The sequence below is a fragment of the Oxynema mangrovii CENA135 genome (assembly GCF_016632315.1).
Taxonomy (GTDB): domain Bacteria; phylum Cyanobacteriota; class Cyanobacteriia; order Cyanobacteriales; family Laspinemataceae; genus Oxynema; species Oxynema aestuarii.
In genome coordinates this window covers 711,229-728,976 of the sequence record NZ_JAEOXH010000002.1, presented here as the reverse complement: position 1 = coordinate 728,976, position 17,748 = coordinate 711,229, and the positions used below count along the sequence as shown (strand labels likewise).

Below are 17,748 nucleotides of genomic sequence, written 5' to 3'. Positions count from 1 at the left end.
TAAATCTCAAAAATAGGGCGTTGAGAATCGGCGAGAGTGGGCGATCGAACGCTTTTAATTCTAAGGATAGTGAGTGATTTTATTTCCAGTCTACGCACTCTCCCTCGGGATTGGCAGTCGTAAATGTACAGAATTGGACGTGCGTAAATTCTTCTACGATCCATCTCAGTAATTTCATCTAGATGGATGTTGGCAATGGCTTGGGAGATTTGTATCGAAAAGCGCGTCGAATTCAGCAATCCGAATGACTGGGAACCGATTTAGTGTAAAATGCTACATTTTGCTCGGGTCCCGTTCGATCGCCGTGTGCGGGCGATCGTCTGGGATGTTGAAGTTACGGGGTTTTCGCCATGAGCATTCATAACGCACGTAGGGGTCGATCGTCGGCTGGCGATCGCCCCCGGGTCATCCGACGATCGCGGCGGCGATCGATCGCCGTTGCGATCGCGATCTTCAGCTTTATTTTCGGGGCGATCGTCGGCATCGAGCGCGCGGCGATCGCCCAATCCGCAGCCGGAGCAGCTCAAATCCAGTCCCTGTTCCCGCCGACGTCGATTGTTTCCGAAAACCGCATCGGAAATTTAGTCTACGCTCCCGTCATCCTCGACGGTCGCAAGTTGTTTCGCGTAGCGGCGGCGGCAGTCAGCGACGCCGACCCGACCCGGGGAGAAACCTCCCTGTTGAACGAGCGCGTCGATCGCATCGAAAACGAACTTTACGGTTTGATCGCCACGGGATTCAATCCCGAAACGCTACAAATCAACGTCGCCATTCTCAACGGCGAAACCGCGATCGTGGCCTCGGACGGCGATCGCGTCAACAATCAGCCGATCGTCACGGTCACCGACCTCGACGCTCGTATTTACGGCTTTTCAGTCAGTCAGTGGGCGCGGGAGTTGGCCGAGATTATCCACCAGGGAACGATCCGCGCCTATCGAGAACGCCAACTCCCTTATCTGTTGCGTCACGGCCAAATTGCCGCCGCGATCGCCGTTGCCGTCGCCGTGCTGAGCCTAGGGCTGCAATCCCTCGAAAAACGCTTGAAAGCTAAAACGGTCGAACTTCCCGGTCCGACACCTTCCCTGGAAGCCGTAGACTCGCTCCCGTCTGCTTTTGGGTCGCTTTCTCCCGAAGAAGTGCGCGCTGCGGATCGCTCCCGCGCGATCGCCCGACGCCAGGAAGTCATCAACCGCGATCGTCATCGAAATTTGACGTCTCTCAAACAGTGGCTGTTGCAAATTGCCAAATTGCTGCTCTGGATCGGCGGGATCGCGACGATCGCCGGACTGTTTCCCTGGACGCGATGGCTGCAATCGTGGTTAGTGAGCAAGCCGATCGTTTTGGTGGCGATCGTTCTATTCACGAAATTAGCTATTGATGTGAGTTGCGTTCTCGTCGATGTTTTTCTCAATACCTTAGTTCAACGAACGACTTTGAACGCCAATGGCTCACAACGGCAAGCCTTGCGCTTTTCCACCTTTTCCGTGGTTCTCAAAAGCGTCGCCTTCTTTGTTTGTGCTACTGTCGGCACCGTCGTAGCACTCGAACGCCTCGACATTCCCCTCGGTCCGATTTTAGCCGGGGCCGGAATCCTCGGTTTTGCGATTTCCCTCAGTTCGCAAAACTTTATTAAAGATGTCGTTAACGGTTGTTTGATTTTGATCGAAGACCAATATGCGATCGGCGATTTTATCGCGATCGATCCGGTCATGGGATTTGTCGAAAATATGAACTTGCGCGTCACCCAATTACGCGACGGAGACGGACATTTAATTACCATTCCCAACGGCACCATTGCGATCGTCCGCAATATGTCCAAAAATTGGTCTCGCGTCAACTTTACCATTCAAGTTGCTTACGACAACGACATCGAAAAAGTCATGCAAATTCTCGAACAAGTCGGCCAACAATTGTACGACGATCCCCAATGGAGCGATCGCATTATCGAAGTACCCCTATTATTAGGAATTGACGAATTAGCGCATCAGGGAATTACCTTGCGGGTTTGGATTAAAACCGCACCCCTGCAACAATGGGCCGTCGGTCGCGAATACCGCCGCCGTCTCAAACTGACCTTCGATCGCCTCGGAATTTCTATCGGTATTCCCCAACAATATATCTCCTTCAAATCCGACAGCAATGGAGAAGTACCCTTTCCGAGATCGTCTCAATGACCGATATATCTCATCGGAATCTCGATCGTAAATTCTGTACCCTGTTTGACCTGGGAATGACATGAAATTTGACCGCGATGTTTTTCCACCACAATTTGATAGCTAATTGACAACCCCAACCCCGTCCCCGAACCGACCTCCTTCGTCGTGAAAAAGGGATTAAAAATATGCGATTGAACTTGGGGAGTAATGCCATTGCCATTATCCGCAATGCGAATGACGACCGATGGCACGGTCTGCGAGCGATCGTCAGACGCTGTTAACTCCCCGAGTTTAGTTTGAATGCAAATTCTCGGCTTTAAATGGCGATCGCTTTTCATCCTTTCTTCTAGTGCATCGATCGCATTCGTCAGCACATTCATCAACACTTGATTGAGCTGTCCGGGATAACACTCGACTAACGGTAAATCGCCATACTCTTGAATCACTTTAATTTCGGGTCGCTCCAGTTGCTTTTTCAAACGGTGATGCAGAATCATCAACGTACTATCAATCCCGCTATGAATGTCCGCTTCTTTCCTTTCCGCTTCGTCAAGACGGGAGAAGTTTCGCAAAGACATGACAATTCCCTTAATTCGATTCGCTCCCTCTCTCATCGAGTTTAATAAATTCGGAAAATCTTCTTTCAAAAAATCTAATTCGATCGCCTCGATCGCTTCTAAAATATCGACGCCGGGATTCGGACAAGACTCTCGATACAGTTCGACGAGATTTAGTAAATCGTGGGTGTAATCCGTGGCGTGGCTGAGGTTCCCGTAGATAAAATTAACCGGATTGTTGATTTCGTGAGCAATTCCCGCGACCATTTGACCCAATCCGGCCATTTTTTCTTGTTGGACCAGTTGAGCTTGGGTATTTTTTAACTGATGCACGAGTTGTTCGAGTTCGATCGCCTTAGCACGTTCCCTCGCTTCCGATTTTCTCAACGCATATTCAGCCGCTTTCCGTTCGACTAATTCGCTTTTGGCTTGTTTAAATAACGTCGATTGTTGAATCCCGATCGCTACTTGATTGGCGAGCTGTTTGCATAAACTAATTTCCCAGGTTTGCCATTCTCGGGGTTGAGAACAGTCATGAGCGATTAGCAATCCCCAGAGGGTTTGATGTTGAACGATCGGGACGACTAATTTCGCTCGCACCCCAATTTCTACCATAAAATCGGCCAAACACGGTACAATTCCTCCCGCATCCCGATCGCTCACCGCACAGATCCGTCCTTGTAAGTAATTCGCATAAATTTCCCGAGGAAATACTTCTTCTGGGAAGACGCGATCGAGTAATTTTTCAATTCCCCGTGCGGTCATTTCCGCGATCGCGCAACCCGTTTCATCGGGGAAAATTCGATACACTAAAACTCGGTCGGCTTGTAGCACTTTTTGCAATTCCACAACCGTCGTATTGAGAATTGCATCTAAATCTAAAGTTTGGCGAATTTTATTGGCGATCGCCCCGTTCAATTGTTCCCGAATAAATTGTTGTTTTAGGGATTCTTCCGCTTGTTTGCGTTCGGTAATATCGATGCTCGTCCCCATTAACTTGATGGCTTTTCCAGAGTTATCTAAAAGGGTTTCTCCTCTAGAATTAATATAGCCAATATTGCCATCGTTGCGAATAATCCGGCTGTCAATATTGTAACAAGTTCCCCTGGCGATCGCCTGTTCCATCGCTGCCAATAACGCGGGGCGATCGTCTGGATGAATCCGAGTATTAATAATATCGTCAAAGGATACAGCAGAAGCGGGTTCTAAACCAAAAATCCGAAATAACTCGTCCGACCAGATCATCTCCGAACTAGCAACATCTAACTCCCAATTGCCAATATGAGCGATCCGTTGAGCGTCTTGTAAATGTCGGGTTGTTTTTTGCAGCGATTGGATTAATTCCGTTTTTTCTTCTTCGACTCGTTTGCGTTCCGTAATATCTGTATTAATACCAATCAAGCCGACAATATTTCCCTGTTTATCTTTAATCGGGTTAGCCCGCAACAGAATTTGCATTTTGCGACCGTCTCGTGCAATCTGCTCGACTTCGCCAACCCAGGGATGACCACTTGAAATGGTTTGAATCACCTGTTTGCCAATTTTGCGATCGACAAAGGCAATTGGAGGTCCTCCGGCTGCATTAAATTCCGCCGCCGTCGGATAAGCGTAGAGCTCGCTAAAGGCTTGATTGTGATAGTAATGATTGCCTTCAATATCCGCCATCCCGATCGCGTCGCTGCTACTTTCTACAGCTAACTGAAATTTGATTAATTCCAATTCTGCGAGTTTGCGATCGGTAATATCTTGATGAGTTCCAGTCATGCGAATGGCTTTACCATTTTTATCCCGATCGAAAACTTTTCCATGACAGGAAATCCAGCGCCATTCGCCGGATTTATGTTGCATACGAAATTCAACATGATAACTCGGTAAGCGATTTTCCAAATAATCCATCAAGCAGACTCGGACCGTCAGTAAATCGTCAGGATGAACTAATTTTTCCCAAGTTTCAAAGGAATTTGTGAGTTCTTCAACTTCATAGCCGAGCATTTTTTTCCAATAGGGATCGAAATAAACCTCTTGAGTGCTAAGATTCCAATCCCACAAGCCCAAGCTACTGCCTTCTAAGGCTAACTGTAAGCGATTGCCTGCAATTTGTAACTGTTCGGCTTGTTGTTTGAGTTCGGTGATATTGGTTGCCGTTCCTAAAATCTGTTTGGGGGTTCCATCCGGCGTGCGCGCAAAAATGACTTCCCGACTGTTTAACCAATACCACGTCCCACTTTTCGATCGCATCCGATATTCGATTTCAAAAAATTCCCCATCGGAACCTTTGCTAATTTTCTCAAGATAGCTCGGATAACGAGCAAAATCATCCGGATGCATTAAGGTCGGTAAAACCGTGTTTCCCATTGCGGCAATCTCGGCTTTATTGTAGCCAAGCATCGCGGCGATGTTGCGATTAATAAATACATTTCGTCGTTCTTCGAGGTCGTAAATATAGATAATATTTGGATTCGCTTCTGCGACTTGTTCGATAAAGTGCTGACTGGCGCGCAATTCTTCTTCAGCTTGTTTGCGATCGCTGATATTAAAACTGGTCGAGATAATGCGATCGATGCGATTTTGAGCGTCAAATAAGGGAGTTAAGTTGGTAAGCCACCAGGTTTGTTGACCTTCAAATAAAAGCGATTCTTCATAAACAATCTGGTCGATCGATCGCAAACAACTTTTATACCGCTCGCAAACCGTTTTAGCAACCTCCGGCGAGAACAACTCTTCGGGGGACTTTCCCTCGACTTCGCGCGCTCGCAACCCCAAGAGTTTCTCCTGCATTCGGTTGATTCCTAAAAAGCGAAACTCGCCCTTTTCTTCGACATTAACGACGGCGATCGCCGCTTCAATACCGTTGTAAATTGACTGTAAAAACTGCTCTCGTTCGACGAGCATTTCTTCCGATCGCAGGCGATCGCTAATATTCACTAAAGTTGCAGTTAACTGCTCGATTTCGCCACGGTCGCCGCGAGTGCAAGAAAGACAGACGCGAGTATGGACAACTTCTCCATTTTTCCCCAACCAGCGCTTGTTAAAAATAGCGATATTTTGTTCGCCATTATAAATTTTGCTCAGATATTCTAACTCCTGGTTGACATCCTCTGAATGCGTAAATTCATCCCAAGATTTAAACATCAAGTCACCGAGAGAATAATTGAGCCAGTGACAGAAGCTAGGATTGAGATCTAACCACGGCTCTCCCCCTGGGATTCGTCCTAAATTCGGTCTAATTTTGTAAAAACCGACTAAAGGATTCTTAAAATAACTTTGCCAAAAAATTTTGTTGTTACTTTCTCGTGAAGTTTGATTCTCCAACTGATGGTAAGATAAAGCCCAGCGAATCAAGCGAACCAATAACTCGCGATCGTATCGACCTTTAACGATATACTCGTCGAGCCAGGACTCGGATAAAGAGATCGCCCATTCTTCTTGACTCCCATCGGCGATCGCGACCAGGGGAATGCCTTGATTTTTGCAATTACACTGGCTGAATGCTTCAATTTCTGTTTCGGAAATACCAGATAAGTCAACAAAAATAATGTCAAACTGTTCTACAGTAATAATAAAACTGGCTTCGCTAATGGTCAGGCATTTCCAAAGAGTAAATTGACAATTTTTATAAGGGCGATCGAGCATGGTGGCGATCGCCTCCTGCTCGCTGTAATCTTCGTCAATCAAGAGAACGTTGACATTGATTGTCTCCTTGGAGGTTTCTCTAGAACTCGTCATTTTTCCCAAATCAAATATTGGATTAATCAAATTGACCATAATAGTTTTCTTCTAAAAATTGGTTTTACATGAGAGATAAGCTATTCTCTAAGGCAATCGACTCGTCGCCTTTGAGGGAGATTTGACTGCTTGTCCCCTCACCGATTAAAATCGGCGTGCCGTCACCTCATCGATGCTCGATCGCGGGGTAGGCTACCGTTTCCGTACAAGTTGGATTCCCTCTAGCCTAACTCTTGTTCAGATCTTAAAAGAGGCTATACCAGTACAGTCAATTGAAAAAAGTTGTTGAAATTCGCATTCGCAGTTGACAGGCTAACAAAAATCCTGACTTCTACGGAGGAAGTCCTCTGGTTGAGTGGAATGCTCTAAATATAGATGCTATAATAAAAGGTTGCAATATTTCTCAAAAAGCACTATACGATCGCGGCTCAGCGCCGATCCCCTCAAAACAAGTTTCGATCTGTGCGCGGCGTCGCCATTCCCCAAAACTCCTGAAATAACGGTGCTACTGTGTTATGTAGGGCAAGACGTCTTGCCGTTTGGGGTCCTGGGTTAGAGTTAAAGGAATTAATGCATAAATCCTTGTTTTTGTCAATACTAAAAAGTAGGTGATTTAGAGTGCAATGGGAAAAGTCCGGGAGAAAAGAGTCTACATTTTAGTAATTGACCTCGGTCGAAGGAGAACTTTATCCGCTCAAAAGCTTGATATAGCTCGCTTTAGGAACCCTTGAGATGACCATAGACCAAATCGTACAACTGTTAAACGCGAGCTTGCCACGACCCTTGAGCGAATTACAAGAATGGCTGTTGCGGTGTTCTTGGGAGGGGCAAACTTATGCGGATATGGCTGCTCAACTGAACTATTCGGCGCAATACCTACGGAGCCAAGCCGCATCGGAACTCTGGCCGATTTTAAGCGAATTTTGGGGGGAACCGATTTCTAAGCCGAATTTGCGATCGCGGTTGGAATTGCGCCCCCTCAATCGCCAACAACAACAATTGCTCGAAGCGCTTAACTGTACTCATCTTTACGAACTGCCGAATTTTCCCAGTGGTCCGGTTCCGCTCGATTCGCCTTTGTATATCGAACGCCCTCCTATCGAAGAACTCGCCTATCAAGAACTCACCCGTCCGGGAGCGGTCATCCGCATCAAGGCGCCCCGGTTGATGGGAAAAAGTTCGCTGATGTTGCGAATGGCCGATCGCGCAGGCCAGCTTAACTATCATACCGTCAAACTCGATTTTCAAGAAGCCGATGCCAGTATTTTTAACAATAGCGATCGCTTTTTGCGCTGGTTGAGTGCCAATGTCACCCGACAGTTACAACTCGACCTCCACCTCGATGATTACTGGTTTGAAGAAATCGGGAGTAAAGTCAGTTGTACGAGTTATTTTGAAGGATATTTACTCTCTCAAATCGATAGCCCTCTGCTGTTCGTTCTCAATGAAGTAAATATCGTTTTTGAATATCCGGAAATTGCCCGAGATTTCCTCCCTCTTTTGCGTTTTTGGCACGAGCAAGCCAAACAGAGAGAGATGTGGAAAAAACTGCGATTGGTTGTGGTTTATTCGACAGAAGTGTATATTCCACTTAACGTCAATCAATCTCCTTTTAATGTGGGATTGCCCCTAACTTTACCGCCGTTTAGTCTCGCTCAAACTCAGGAATTAGCTCGCCGTCACGGACTCGATTGGTCTAACTCGAAAGAAGCTAAAGAATTGAGGGATTTTGTGGGGGGACATCCTTATTTAATCCGGATCGCGCTTTATTATCTCTGTCAGTCCGGTCAATCGGTAACTCTAAAGCAACTTTTAGCAGAAGCTCCTAGCGATAGTGGCATCTACGGCGATCGCTTGAGAAACTTGCTCCTCACTCTCAAAGAAAATCCCCAACTTTACGATGCATTTGGAAAAGTGATTTCCAGCGATCGCCCCGTCATTTTAGAACCGATCGCCACCTATAAATTAGATCGTTTGGGGTTAGTTCGTTGTTCGACGGAGGGGTGTGTAGTCTCCTGTGAATTGTACCGTCGCTATTTTAATTTTTACTTCGGAAATTCTGAAGAATTTGGAGGCGATCGTTTTCAGTAATAGCGCTTTTTTCAAAGATGCGATAATTTTTGGGGAGGGGTGAGAGCTTCTAGCTCGTAATCCGGGATCCATTCTTATCTATCTACCTCAGCCATCTGAGAAACGCTATAAAAAGATAAGTCCGTCTGAGTTTACGGTCGGTTAATTCTATTAATAGTATTTTCTGCCAACATGGGGTACGCCGACTCAAACGGTCATTCGCGCTTATATAGCGCTCCTCAATCAATTGGAAAAATAAACCAATAGAATTTGACCCCGATTCGACCCTCGGTTCACTCCGATTTCTGTGGGTGGATTCAGTGTTTTCACGGAAATGACAGGTTAAATCGGTGGATTGAGAAAAAATCGGTACGGGATCTTTACTGTTCAATAAATGTTACAACTCAGATAGGATTGCTACAGTTCTCCGGACATGACTTTGCTGATGCAGGAATGAAAAGTTGATTAAATAAATTTCATGACGATGAAAAATGCTAGATTTTTATCAAGTAGGGGGAAGCTTAGATGCCAATTCCCCTTATTATGTGATTCGTTCCGCAGATGACCGACTCTACGAGGAGTTAAAACAAGGCAATTTTTGTTATTTGCTTAATTGCCGACAGATGGGCAAATCTTCACTATTGGTGAGGACATTTCATCGCCTGCAAGCCGAAGGATATCGCTGTACGAGCATCGATATGAGTGCGATCGGTAGCGAATTGATTACGGCAGAACAGTGGTATAAAGGGATCGTCGCCGATTTATGGCGCAGTTTTGAATTATTTAGAAAAGTTAATTTAAAACAATGGTGGCAAGACAAAAGAGATTTATCTCCAGTCCAGCAATTTAAAGATTTTATTGAAGAGATTGTATTGGGTTCATTTAAAGACAAAAATATTGTCATTTTTATTGATGAAATTGATAGTCTTCTTTCTCTAGGTTTTTGCGTCGATGATTTTTTTGCGCTCATTCGCTTTTTTTACAATCAACGTGCGGTCAATCCCGAGTACAAACGGCTGAGTTTTGCTCTGTTTGGAGTGGCGACACCGAGCGATCTGATCGGCGATCGCCAACGAACACCCTTCAATATCGGTCGGGCGATCGCCCTCGATGGATTTACACTGGAGCAAGCGCGACATTTAGCTTTGGGATTCCAGGGAAAAGTCACCCATCCCGAAGCCATCTTAAAAGAAATTCTAGGGTGGACTGGCGGACAACCGTTTTTAACTCAAAAACTCTGTTATTTAGCCCGACTTGCCCTAGAACACCCGGCGGACGGCGGGGATCCTCGTGCCTTACCGTTGCTTCCGATCGCCGGAAAAGAACGAGAGTGGATCGAGTTGTTGGTGCGCGATCGCCTCATTCAAAATTGGGAAGAACAAGACGAACCCGAACATTTAAAAACCATTCGCAATCGCCTGCTCGCCAATTCTCAAGTTGCTGCGTGCAACCTCAGCTTGTACCAACAAATTTTAGAAAACAACGATCTTGAAGCCAACGATTCTCGCGAACAAATCGAATTGTTGCTGTCCGGGATAGCCGCCAAACAAAATGGACGGTTGACCGTTAAAAATCGTATTTATCGCGAAGTTTTCGATCGCGCCTGGGTCAAAGCCCAACTGGATCGTTTACGTCCCTATGCTTCCGCCTTAGACGCTTGGCTGGCTGCGAACCGAGAAGATCGTTCCCGTTTATTACGGGGTCGGGCTCTCGCCGACGCGCGCCTTTGGGCGCAAGACAAGCGGTTGAGCGATGCGGACTATCAATTCCTCGCCGCTTCCGAACAGTTCGATCGCGAAATCGTCCAGCAAGCCTTGGAAGCGCAACGAGTGCGCGAAGTCGAAGGGCGACTGAAGGAACAGCACAAACGCTTGGCGTTAGAACGGCAAAATGCGCGGCGACAACGAACCTTTATTATCGTATTGAGTGGGATCCTAGTGGTGGCGGTGGCTTTAGGTATTTGCGCGCTGTGGCAGTACCGACAGGCGATCGCCAGCGAACGGCGATCGCGCATCAGTGCGATCGAAGCGCTGGTATCGTCTTCTCAAGCCTTGTTCGCGTCAGAGCGCAATTTAGATGCCCTCGTCGAGGCGATCGCGGCGCACCAAGCTCTAGAGCGCCTCCCGTCGGCCCCGAACCCCTTACAAACCGAGGTACAGGGGGTTTTGCAACAGGCGCTCTACAGCGCGACGGAAGTTAACCGTTTTTCGGGACATCGCGGCTGGGTGTTGGCGGTGGAAAGCTCTCCCGATGGCCAACGGGTTGCTACGGGCAGCAACGATCGCACCGTGAGACTCTGGAAACCCGATGGGACCCTCTTATCCACCCTTCCCCACGGTCACACCGTTCACGCCCTGGCATTCAGTTCGGACAGTCGATACTTGGTTACCTCAAACTTAAATGGGATGATCTATACATGGGATCGCGATGGCAGGGCGATCGGCCATTTTCGCGCTCACGATAGCGCCATTTGGGACGTGGCCGTCAGTCCGGACGGGGAACGGATTGCGACCGCCAGCGAAGACGGGACGATCGCCCTGTGGAGCTTCCAAGGACAACCCCTCGGGACGCTCAAGGGACATCAGGGAGCGGTTTGGGGGGTCGCGTTCAGTCCCGATGGCAAGTTGATTGCCTCCGGCAGTGAAGACCGCACCCTTCGGATTTGGACCGCAGACGGCAAGGCGGCGACCACCATTGACGCCCACGAGGCGGCGGTCTGGGATGTCGAGTTTGCTTTGTTAGAGTTGGATGGAGGCGAAAAAAAGCCGACGGTCATTTCGGCGAGTGCCGATCGCACGATCGGCGTGTGGAACCCTGACGGAACGGCGATCGCCACCGCCAAGGGCCATGAATCGGAAGTGTTTGAAATCGCAGTCAGTACCGATGGCAAGCAGATCGTCTCTGCGAGTGCGGATAAAACGGTTCGCCTCTGGACGCCCCAGGGAATGCCGCTCACAGTCTTCAAAGGTCATCAAAGTAGTATTCGCGGGGTTACGCTACTGGGCAGTCGGGGGACGATTATTTCCGCCAGCGATGACACTACGGTACGACTTTGGAAGCCGAACGATCGTTTTTTACAGAAAATCGTCGCCCATCGAGGGACGATTTGGGATGTGGATTACAGTCCCGACGGAGAGATGCTCGGGACAGGCAGCACCGATGGCACTCTGAAACTGTGGACGAGACAGGGGAGGTTAGTGCGATCGTTAACGGCCTCTGAGGCGACCGTTCAAGGGATAGGATTTCTTCCAAAGATGAGTGCTTCTGGAGAAATCTGGATTGCCTCCGCCAACAGCGATCGCACCATTAAACTGTGGCAACTCGACGGGACTTTACTAAAAACGATCGCCGGACACGATGCAGGGGTTTGGGATATTACCCCTTCTCCCAGAGGGGATCTGTTAGCCTCTGCCAGCGACGATAAAACGATCAAACTCTGGACTCGTGAAGGTCAGTTACTCAAAACCCTGGTCGGACATCAGACCAGAGTCTACGATGTCGATTTTACGCCGGATGCGCGACGGTTGGTTTCAGCGAGTGCAGATGGCACGATTCGGGTCTGGAGTGCTGACGGTGAATTATTAAAAACCATCGACGCCCATCAAAACGGTATTTGGCAAGTGGCTCTCAGTCCCGACGGGCAGAAGATTGCCAGTGCCAGTCTCGACGATACGATCGCACTGTGGACGATTGACGGTGAATTAGTCAAAACCCTTGAAGGGTCCGATATCGGCATCACTTCGATCGATTGGAGTGCGGACGGTCGGATGCTGGTGAATGGCGGCGCTTCGGGGGTCGTGCAACTGCGCGACGCCGAGGGCAACACGATCGCGGTGTTGAAGGGTCATCAAGGCAATGTTTGGGGAGTGGCGTTCAGTCCCGACGGCAAGCAAATCGCATCGGTCGGGGACGATCTCGCGCTCATCCTTTGGGATGTGGAGCGCATTGTCAATCTCGATCCGGTGGTTTACGGTTGCGATCTGATTCGCGATTACTTGCGCACGAATTCGCAACTGAAAGAGGAACAACGGCAGTTGTGCGATCGATAGTTGTGCTTTTGTCGAGCGGATTCGATTTAATAAGAATTCTCACTGTTTTAGGGAGCTACTATAGGTTTTTGATACTAAGATTACCATATAGGTATTTCAATTCAGCTCGATCCAATCACAAGCGTTAGCGTAGCGACGCCGTTAGCGTATAGCCTGCGCTATCGCCATAGCCTGAGCCATGGCTTCGCGCTTTGCGCTGAGCGACTCCAAAGGAGTTATACTTTTTTCAAAAATAATGAGAGAGAGCGAGGGTCGGGACACGGCAATGCCGTGTCTCTACGGGTGAGCTTCATAAGAGGCGATTGGAGGATAGGGCTGGAGACAGGCAGTGAGAGGTTAACGCAGTTGACGGATTTGCGCTTGGGCGTCGTTGTAGCAACTGGCTTGACCGCGATCGAGGCAGAGGGTGGCGGCTTTTTGGAGGTCTTCGATCGCCCCGGGTTTGTCGCCGAGTTGGGCGCGCAGTAAGGCGCGATCGTAGTAGGCGCGGTCGAAATCGGGCTTGAGGCGGATCGCTTGGCTGTAGTCGGCGATCGCCGCACTGGTGTTCCCCGTATCCGCATAAGCTGCCGCCCGATTGCTGTAGGCGACCGCGTCGCTGGGTACCAACTGGATCGCTTTAGTATAATCGGCGATCGCCCCGGGTTTGTCCCCGGACGCCGATCGCGCCAAACCGCGATTGCTATAAAACTTCGCATAATCGGGATGGATCTGAATCGCTTCCGTACAATCGACTACCGCTTGTGCGGCATTGCCGAGATTGACGTGAGCGATACAGCGATTGCCGTAAGCCGTTCCATCTTTAGGATCGAGTTCGATCCCCTTCGTACAGTCGGCGATCGCCTTGTCGTATTGCGACAAATTCAAATAGGTCGCACAACGATTGGTATAGTAAGCCGGATTGCCCGGATTGAGGCGGATCGCCTCGCTGTAGTCCTCCATCGCCCCTTGATAATCCGCCAGGAAGAAGCGATCGCGCCCGCGACTGTAGAACGCATCGGCATTGTTGCGATCGGAACGAATCACCTCGGTGAAATCCGCGATCGCCCCTTGTTTGTCCCCGGACGCGGACCGAGACAAGCCCCGATTCAAAAGCGCCAGATTCGCCTGTTGGGGGTCGAGACGGATCGCCTCGGTATAATCGGCGATCGCCTTCTCGTAATCGAGCAACTCGTAATATACTAAACCCCGCTTGTAATACGCATCCGCATCGTTGGGATTATCTTCGATCGCCCGGGTAAAATCGGCGATCGCCTCGGGATAATTTTCCAACTCGTAATGAGTCAAACCGCGATTGTAAAACGCATTAATCTTATTCGGCGATAACTCCAGAGTGCGATCGTAATCCTCCAGGGCCGCCTGATAATTCCCCAAATCGTAATAGACATTGCCTCGGTTGTAGTGCGCTTCCGGATTGTCCGGTTCCAATTCCACCGCCTGATTGAACTCTTCGAGGGCTGCCTGGGGGTCGCCCCGCTTGACCAAATCTAACCCCGTCGTTTTCAACTGATCCACCCGATGGCGGGCCGACTGGGCCAAAAATAACCACAACACCACCACCACCCCGACGGCGCCGAGAATGCCGATCGCACTCCACAACAGGGACACCGAACTGACAGGCGATCGCCATCGCGACGACGACCCCTTCAGTGCGGGGCGCGGGCGTTCTTCCGGGGTCTGTGCAGGGGGACTTGTCACCGGAGGTGGTGGCGGCGCGATCGCCGCGAACACCCCTTCCGGACGAGTGTTGAGCTTTCTCAAATCCGCCAGCACCTCCGTCGCCGACAAATAGCGATCGCCGGGATTGGCGTGTACCATTTTTTCCAAAATCCGGGCGAACTCCCCAGAGACTTTCAAATTTTGTCGCCAGGGTGCCACCTCCCCTTTCGTGCCATTCGACGACGATAACGGCGGTAATTCCCGGGCCGACAACCCCGAAACCGCCTGAATGGCGATCGCCCCCACCGCATAAAGATCGTCCCCATAAGGGGCGTGTAATTGAGCCGACTCCAAAGGTACGTAGGTATTGACTTCCCCCGATCCATTCAACGAAGATTGCCCTTGAGTTTTCATTAACTGATAACTAATTTCTTTAATCGGTCCGAAGTTAATCAAAACCAATTGATTATCGAGTTGGCGTCGGATCAGATTGTCGGGATTAATATCCCGATGAACGATTCCGTGACCGTGGACGAACACTAAAATTTCTAAAATTTCTTGTAATAACGACACCACCACCGCTTCTTCCAGGGGATTTCCCTGGCCGATGTCCGCCGAAAGTGGCCGTCCGGCAATAAATTCTTCAACCAGGAAAAATTCTTTATCTTCTTCAAAAAAAGCAAGCAGTTGGGGGATTTGGTCGTGTTTTCCGAGTTTTTCTAAAGATTCTGCCTTTTTTTTAAAAATCAGTTCTATAATTTGCAAAGTTCTCGGATTATTACTCGGCGGTCGCAATTGCTTGACGACGCATTGAGGATAGCCCGGACGGTGGGTATCTGCCGCTAAATAGGTCTGTCCGAATTCCCCTGTTCCCAGAACTTTGATAATTCGATAACGCCTGTCTAAAAGTTTGCCGATCATGAGCGCCCTAGAGCCATAGTTGGTCTTGATTATGCCATGAATGTTCGCGAGGCTCGGTATCGCAGTTTATTTCTAGGGAAAATTTGAAAACCTGTTTAGATCGCCACGATAATGCCGATCGAAACATGCAAATTTTCCCGGCGAACTGTCCATTTTCAACCTTCGATCGATCGCCAATCTTCAACAAGATGCACCCCGATCGCCATCGATCCGCCTCAAGGGAATCAGAGGTGGCGCCCTTCAATAGAGCTTGCGATGGCGATCGCGTCGGCGGGCCTGACGAAATTGGCCGATCGCCCACAACCCGATAAAATAGCTGGCACTGGCGGCGATCGTGCCGACGATCGCGCAACCGACCAACAAGGTCGTCACGAACTCCGTCCCCAACAGCAACAACGCCGATGCCGATTCTAAAAACTCGCTGGCGAAGACTTCCCCAGACCCCAACACCCACTGACCGACCTCAAAATTGAGCCAAAAGATCGGTCCGTAGGTCAGGGGATTGCTCACCCAGGTTCCGGCGGCAGCCATCAGCTTGTGACCGCGACAGGGAATCGCCAAACCGATGCCGATTAAAGTTTGCAAGCCAAATAAGGGAAAAAACCCGGCAAAAACCCCGATCGCCAACCCTCGCGCTAAATATTGGGGGCTACCTTTAATTCGCAAAAAGCGATAGTAAAAATAACGCAGCCGTCGCTTCCAATCCGGTCGCCGTTCTAGGGAACAAGGCAAGGGATTGACCCAATCCTTGAATCTCTCCCACCGCGATCGCCCCCGAGGGGCCGACCCTTGCACCGAATCTCGACGGGAATCGTGGTTTTCGTCCAATGGTTTATCGCACTGGGGCTTGACCTTGGGATAGGACAGTTGGTTCATAAGACAATAGCAAACTATTTTAAAGACGGGTTAATTATTCGTCGGTTCGTGTCAGAATTGAGGGATTTTCAGTCAGTCGGTTCCCTCGCGTTTATGAGTAGGTTCGTCGTTTGACGACCGTTCCTGTATGAATATTGTACTAGCGAGCATCGAAGGGAAAAAGGAAGGCAAGATGGCGCCAGAATATGCGGCAGCAGAAACGATCGCGGCAATTGCGACGGCGATCGTTCCCCAACAGGGGAGTATCGGCATTGTGAGAATGTCCGGGTCGGAGGCGATCGCGATCGCCGAAGGCCTGTTCGACGCCCCGGGACGGCAACCGTGGGACAGCCACCGGGTCTTGTACGGCTACGTCCGCCATCCCCAAACCCGGCAAGTCGTCGATGAAGCCTTGTTACTGCTGATGAAAGCCCCCCGGTCTTACACCCGCGAAGACGTGGTGGAATTTCACTGTCACGGCGGCATCATGCCCGTCCAGCAAGTGTTACAACTGTGTTTGGAAGCCGGGGCGCGTTTGGCCCAACCGGGAGAATTTACCTTGCGCGCCTTCTTAAACGGGCGACTGGACTTAACCCAGGCGCAAAGTGTGGCCGATTTGGTCGGCGCCCAATCCGCCGCCGCCGCCCAAGCCGCTTTAGCCGGGATTCGGGGCAAATTAAGCCAGCCGATCCGCCAGTGGCGCGCCGACTGTCTCGACTTACTCGCCGAGATCGAAGCGCGGATCGATTTTGAAGAAGACTTGCCGCCTTTAGACGAACCGGAGATCGTGCGGCAGATCGATCGCCTCGTCGGCGAAATGAGCGAGATTTTAGGGACGGCGCAACAGGGGGAACTGTTGCGGATGGGCTTGAAGGTGGCGATCGTCGGTCGTCCCAACGTGGGCAAATCGAGCTTGTTAAATGCCTGGAGTCGCAGCGATCGCGCGATCGTGACCGACTTACCCGGGACGACCCGCGACGTGGTGGAATCCCAGTTAGTCGTACGGGGAATTCCGGTACAAATCCTCGATACGGCAGGGATTCGCGAAACCGAGGATCGGGTCGAACAAATCGGCGTGGAGCGATCGCGGTTGGCGGCGGAATCGGCGGATGTGGTCTTGCTGACTGTCGATGCTGCACTCGGGTGGACGCCGGGCGATCGTGAAATTTACGATCGCGTCAAACACCGCCCCCTGATTCTGGTCATCAACAAAATCGATCGCGCGGACACCCTACCGGAAATCCCCGTCGGCGAGTCGATTCGGGCGACGGTCAAAACCTGCGCCGTCCGCAACGAAGGCATTGAAGACCTCGAAACTGCCCTTTTAGAAGCGGTGGGCGCGGGTTCGGTAGAAGCCGCCAACCTGGAAATCGCGATCGATCGCCGCCAAGCTGCCGCCCTCACCCGCGCCAAAACTTGTCTCGAACAAGTTCAAAAAACGATCGCCGACCACCTCCCCCTCGACTTTTGGACGATCGACTTACGCGGCGCCATCCAAGCCCTCGGCGAGATTTCGGGAGAAGAGGTCACCGAGTCGATCCTCGATCGCATCTTCAGCCGTTTTTGCATCGGTAAGTAGGGGGCGATCGGATTTGAGTCGAGTTCAAGCAAATTTTTGGATGAGGGCAAAGATAAAGTTAGCACTTAAAACGCCGAGGGCGACGGAGAGAAGGATAAATAAACCGATGCTGAAGATCGAGCGAATTCGAGATTTCATAGAGAGGTTAGAGGTTAGATTGTAGATTGTAGATCGAG

Annotated in this window: 7 protein-coding genes; 4 read left to right on the top strand and 3 right to left on the bottom strand. The window is 50.0% G+C overall.

Annotated elements, in window-relative coordinates; translation table 11 throughout:
* Positions 1–350 precede the first annotated feature (350 nt).
* A complete protein-coding gene (locus tag JJD41_RS16775; protein ID WP_200668627.1) occupies positions 351–2,174 on the top strand; it encodes a mechanosensitive ion channel family protein in 1,824 nt (607 codons plus the stop codon).
* Here JJD41_RS16775 and JJD41_RS16770 read toward each other — a convergent pair.
* Complete coding sequence (locus JJD41_RS16770; protein WP_200668625.1) at positions 2,168–6,439, bottom strand: PAS domain-containing protein; 4,272 nt, start codon at positions 6,437–6,439, stop codon at positions 2,168–2,170. The two genes, JJD41_RS16775 and JJD41_RS16770, sit on opposite strands and share 7 nt — an antisense overlap.
* Before the next feature lie 732 nt (positions 6,440–7,171).
* On the opposite strand from JJD41_RS16770, the gene JJD41_RS16765 reads away from it, so the two are divergent.
* Both JJD41_RS16765 and JJD41_RS16760 read left to right on the top strand, forming a co-directional pair.
* A complete protein-coding gene (locus tag JJD41_RS16765; protein WP_200668616.1) occupies positions 7,172–8,530 on the top strand; it encodes an AAA-like domain-containing protein in 1,359 nt (452 codons plus the stop codon).
* Between the two features lie 470 nt (positions 8,531–9,000).
* A complete protein-coding gene (locus tag JJD41_RS16760; protein WP_200668614.1) occupies positions 9,001–12,558 on the top strand; it encodes an AAA-like domain-containing protein in 3,558 nt (1,185 codons plus the stop codon).
* A gap of 336 nt (positions 12,559–12,894) precedes the next feature.
* On the opposite strand, the gene JJD41_RS16755 is transcribed toward JJD41_RS16760, so the two are convergent.
* Together JJD41_RS16755 and JJD41_RS16750 are read right to left on the bottom strand one after the other, a co-directional pair.
* A complete protein-coding gene (locus JJD41_RS16755) occupies positions 12,895–15,138 on the bottom strand; it encodes a serine/threonine-protein kinase (RefSeq protein WP_200668612.1) in 2,244 nt (747 codons plus the stop codon).
* A gap of 240 nt (positions 15,139–15,378) precedes the next feature.
* The gene (locus tag JJD41_RS16750; RefSeq protein WP_200668610.1) at positions 15,379–16,014 is read right to left on the bottom strand and encodes a DUF2062 domain-containing protein; all 636 of its coding nucleotides are present in this window, start codon (positions 16,012–16,014) and stop codon (positions 15,379–15,381) included.
* Positions 16,015–16,186: 172 nt separating this feature from the next.
* On the opposite strand from JJD41_RS16750, the gene mnmE reads away from it, so the two are divergent.
* The gene (gene mnmE / locus JJD41_RS16745) at positions 16,187–17,572 is read left to right on the top strand and encodes a tRNA uridine-5-carboxymethylaminomethyl(34) synthesis GTPase MnmE (protein ID WP_200669244.1); all 1,386 of its coding nucleotides are present in this window, start codon (positions 16,187–16,189) and stop codon (positions 17,570–17,572) included.
* Positions 17,573–17,748: the final 176 nt, after the last annotated feature.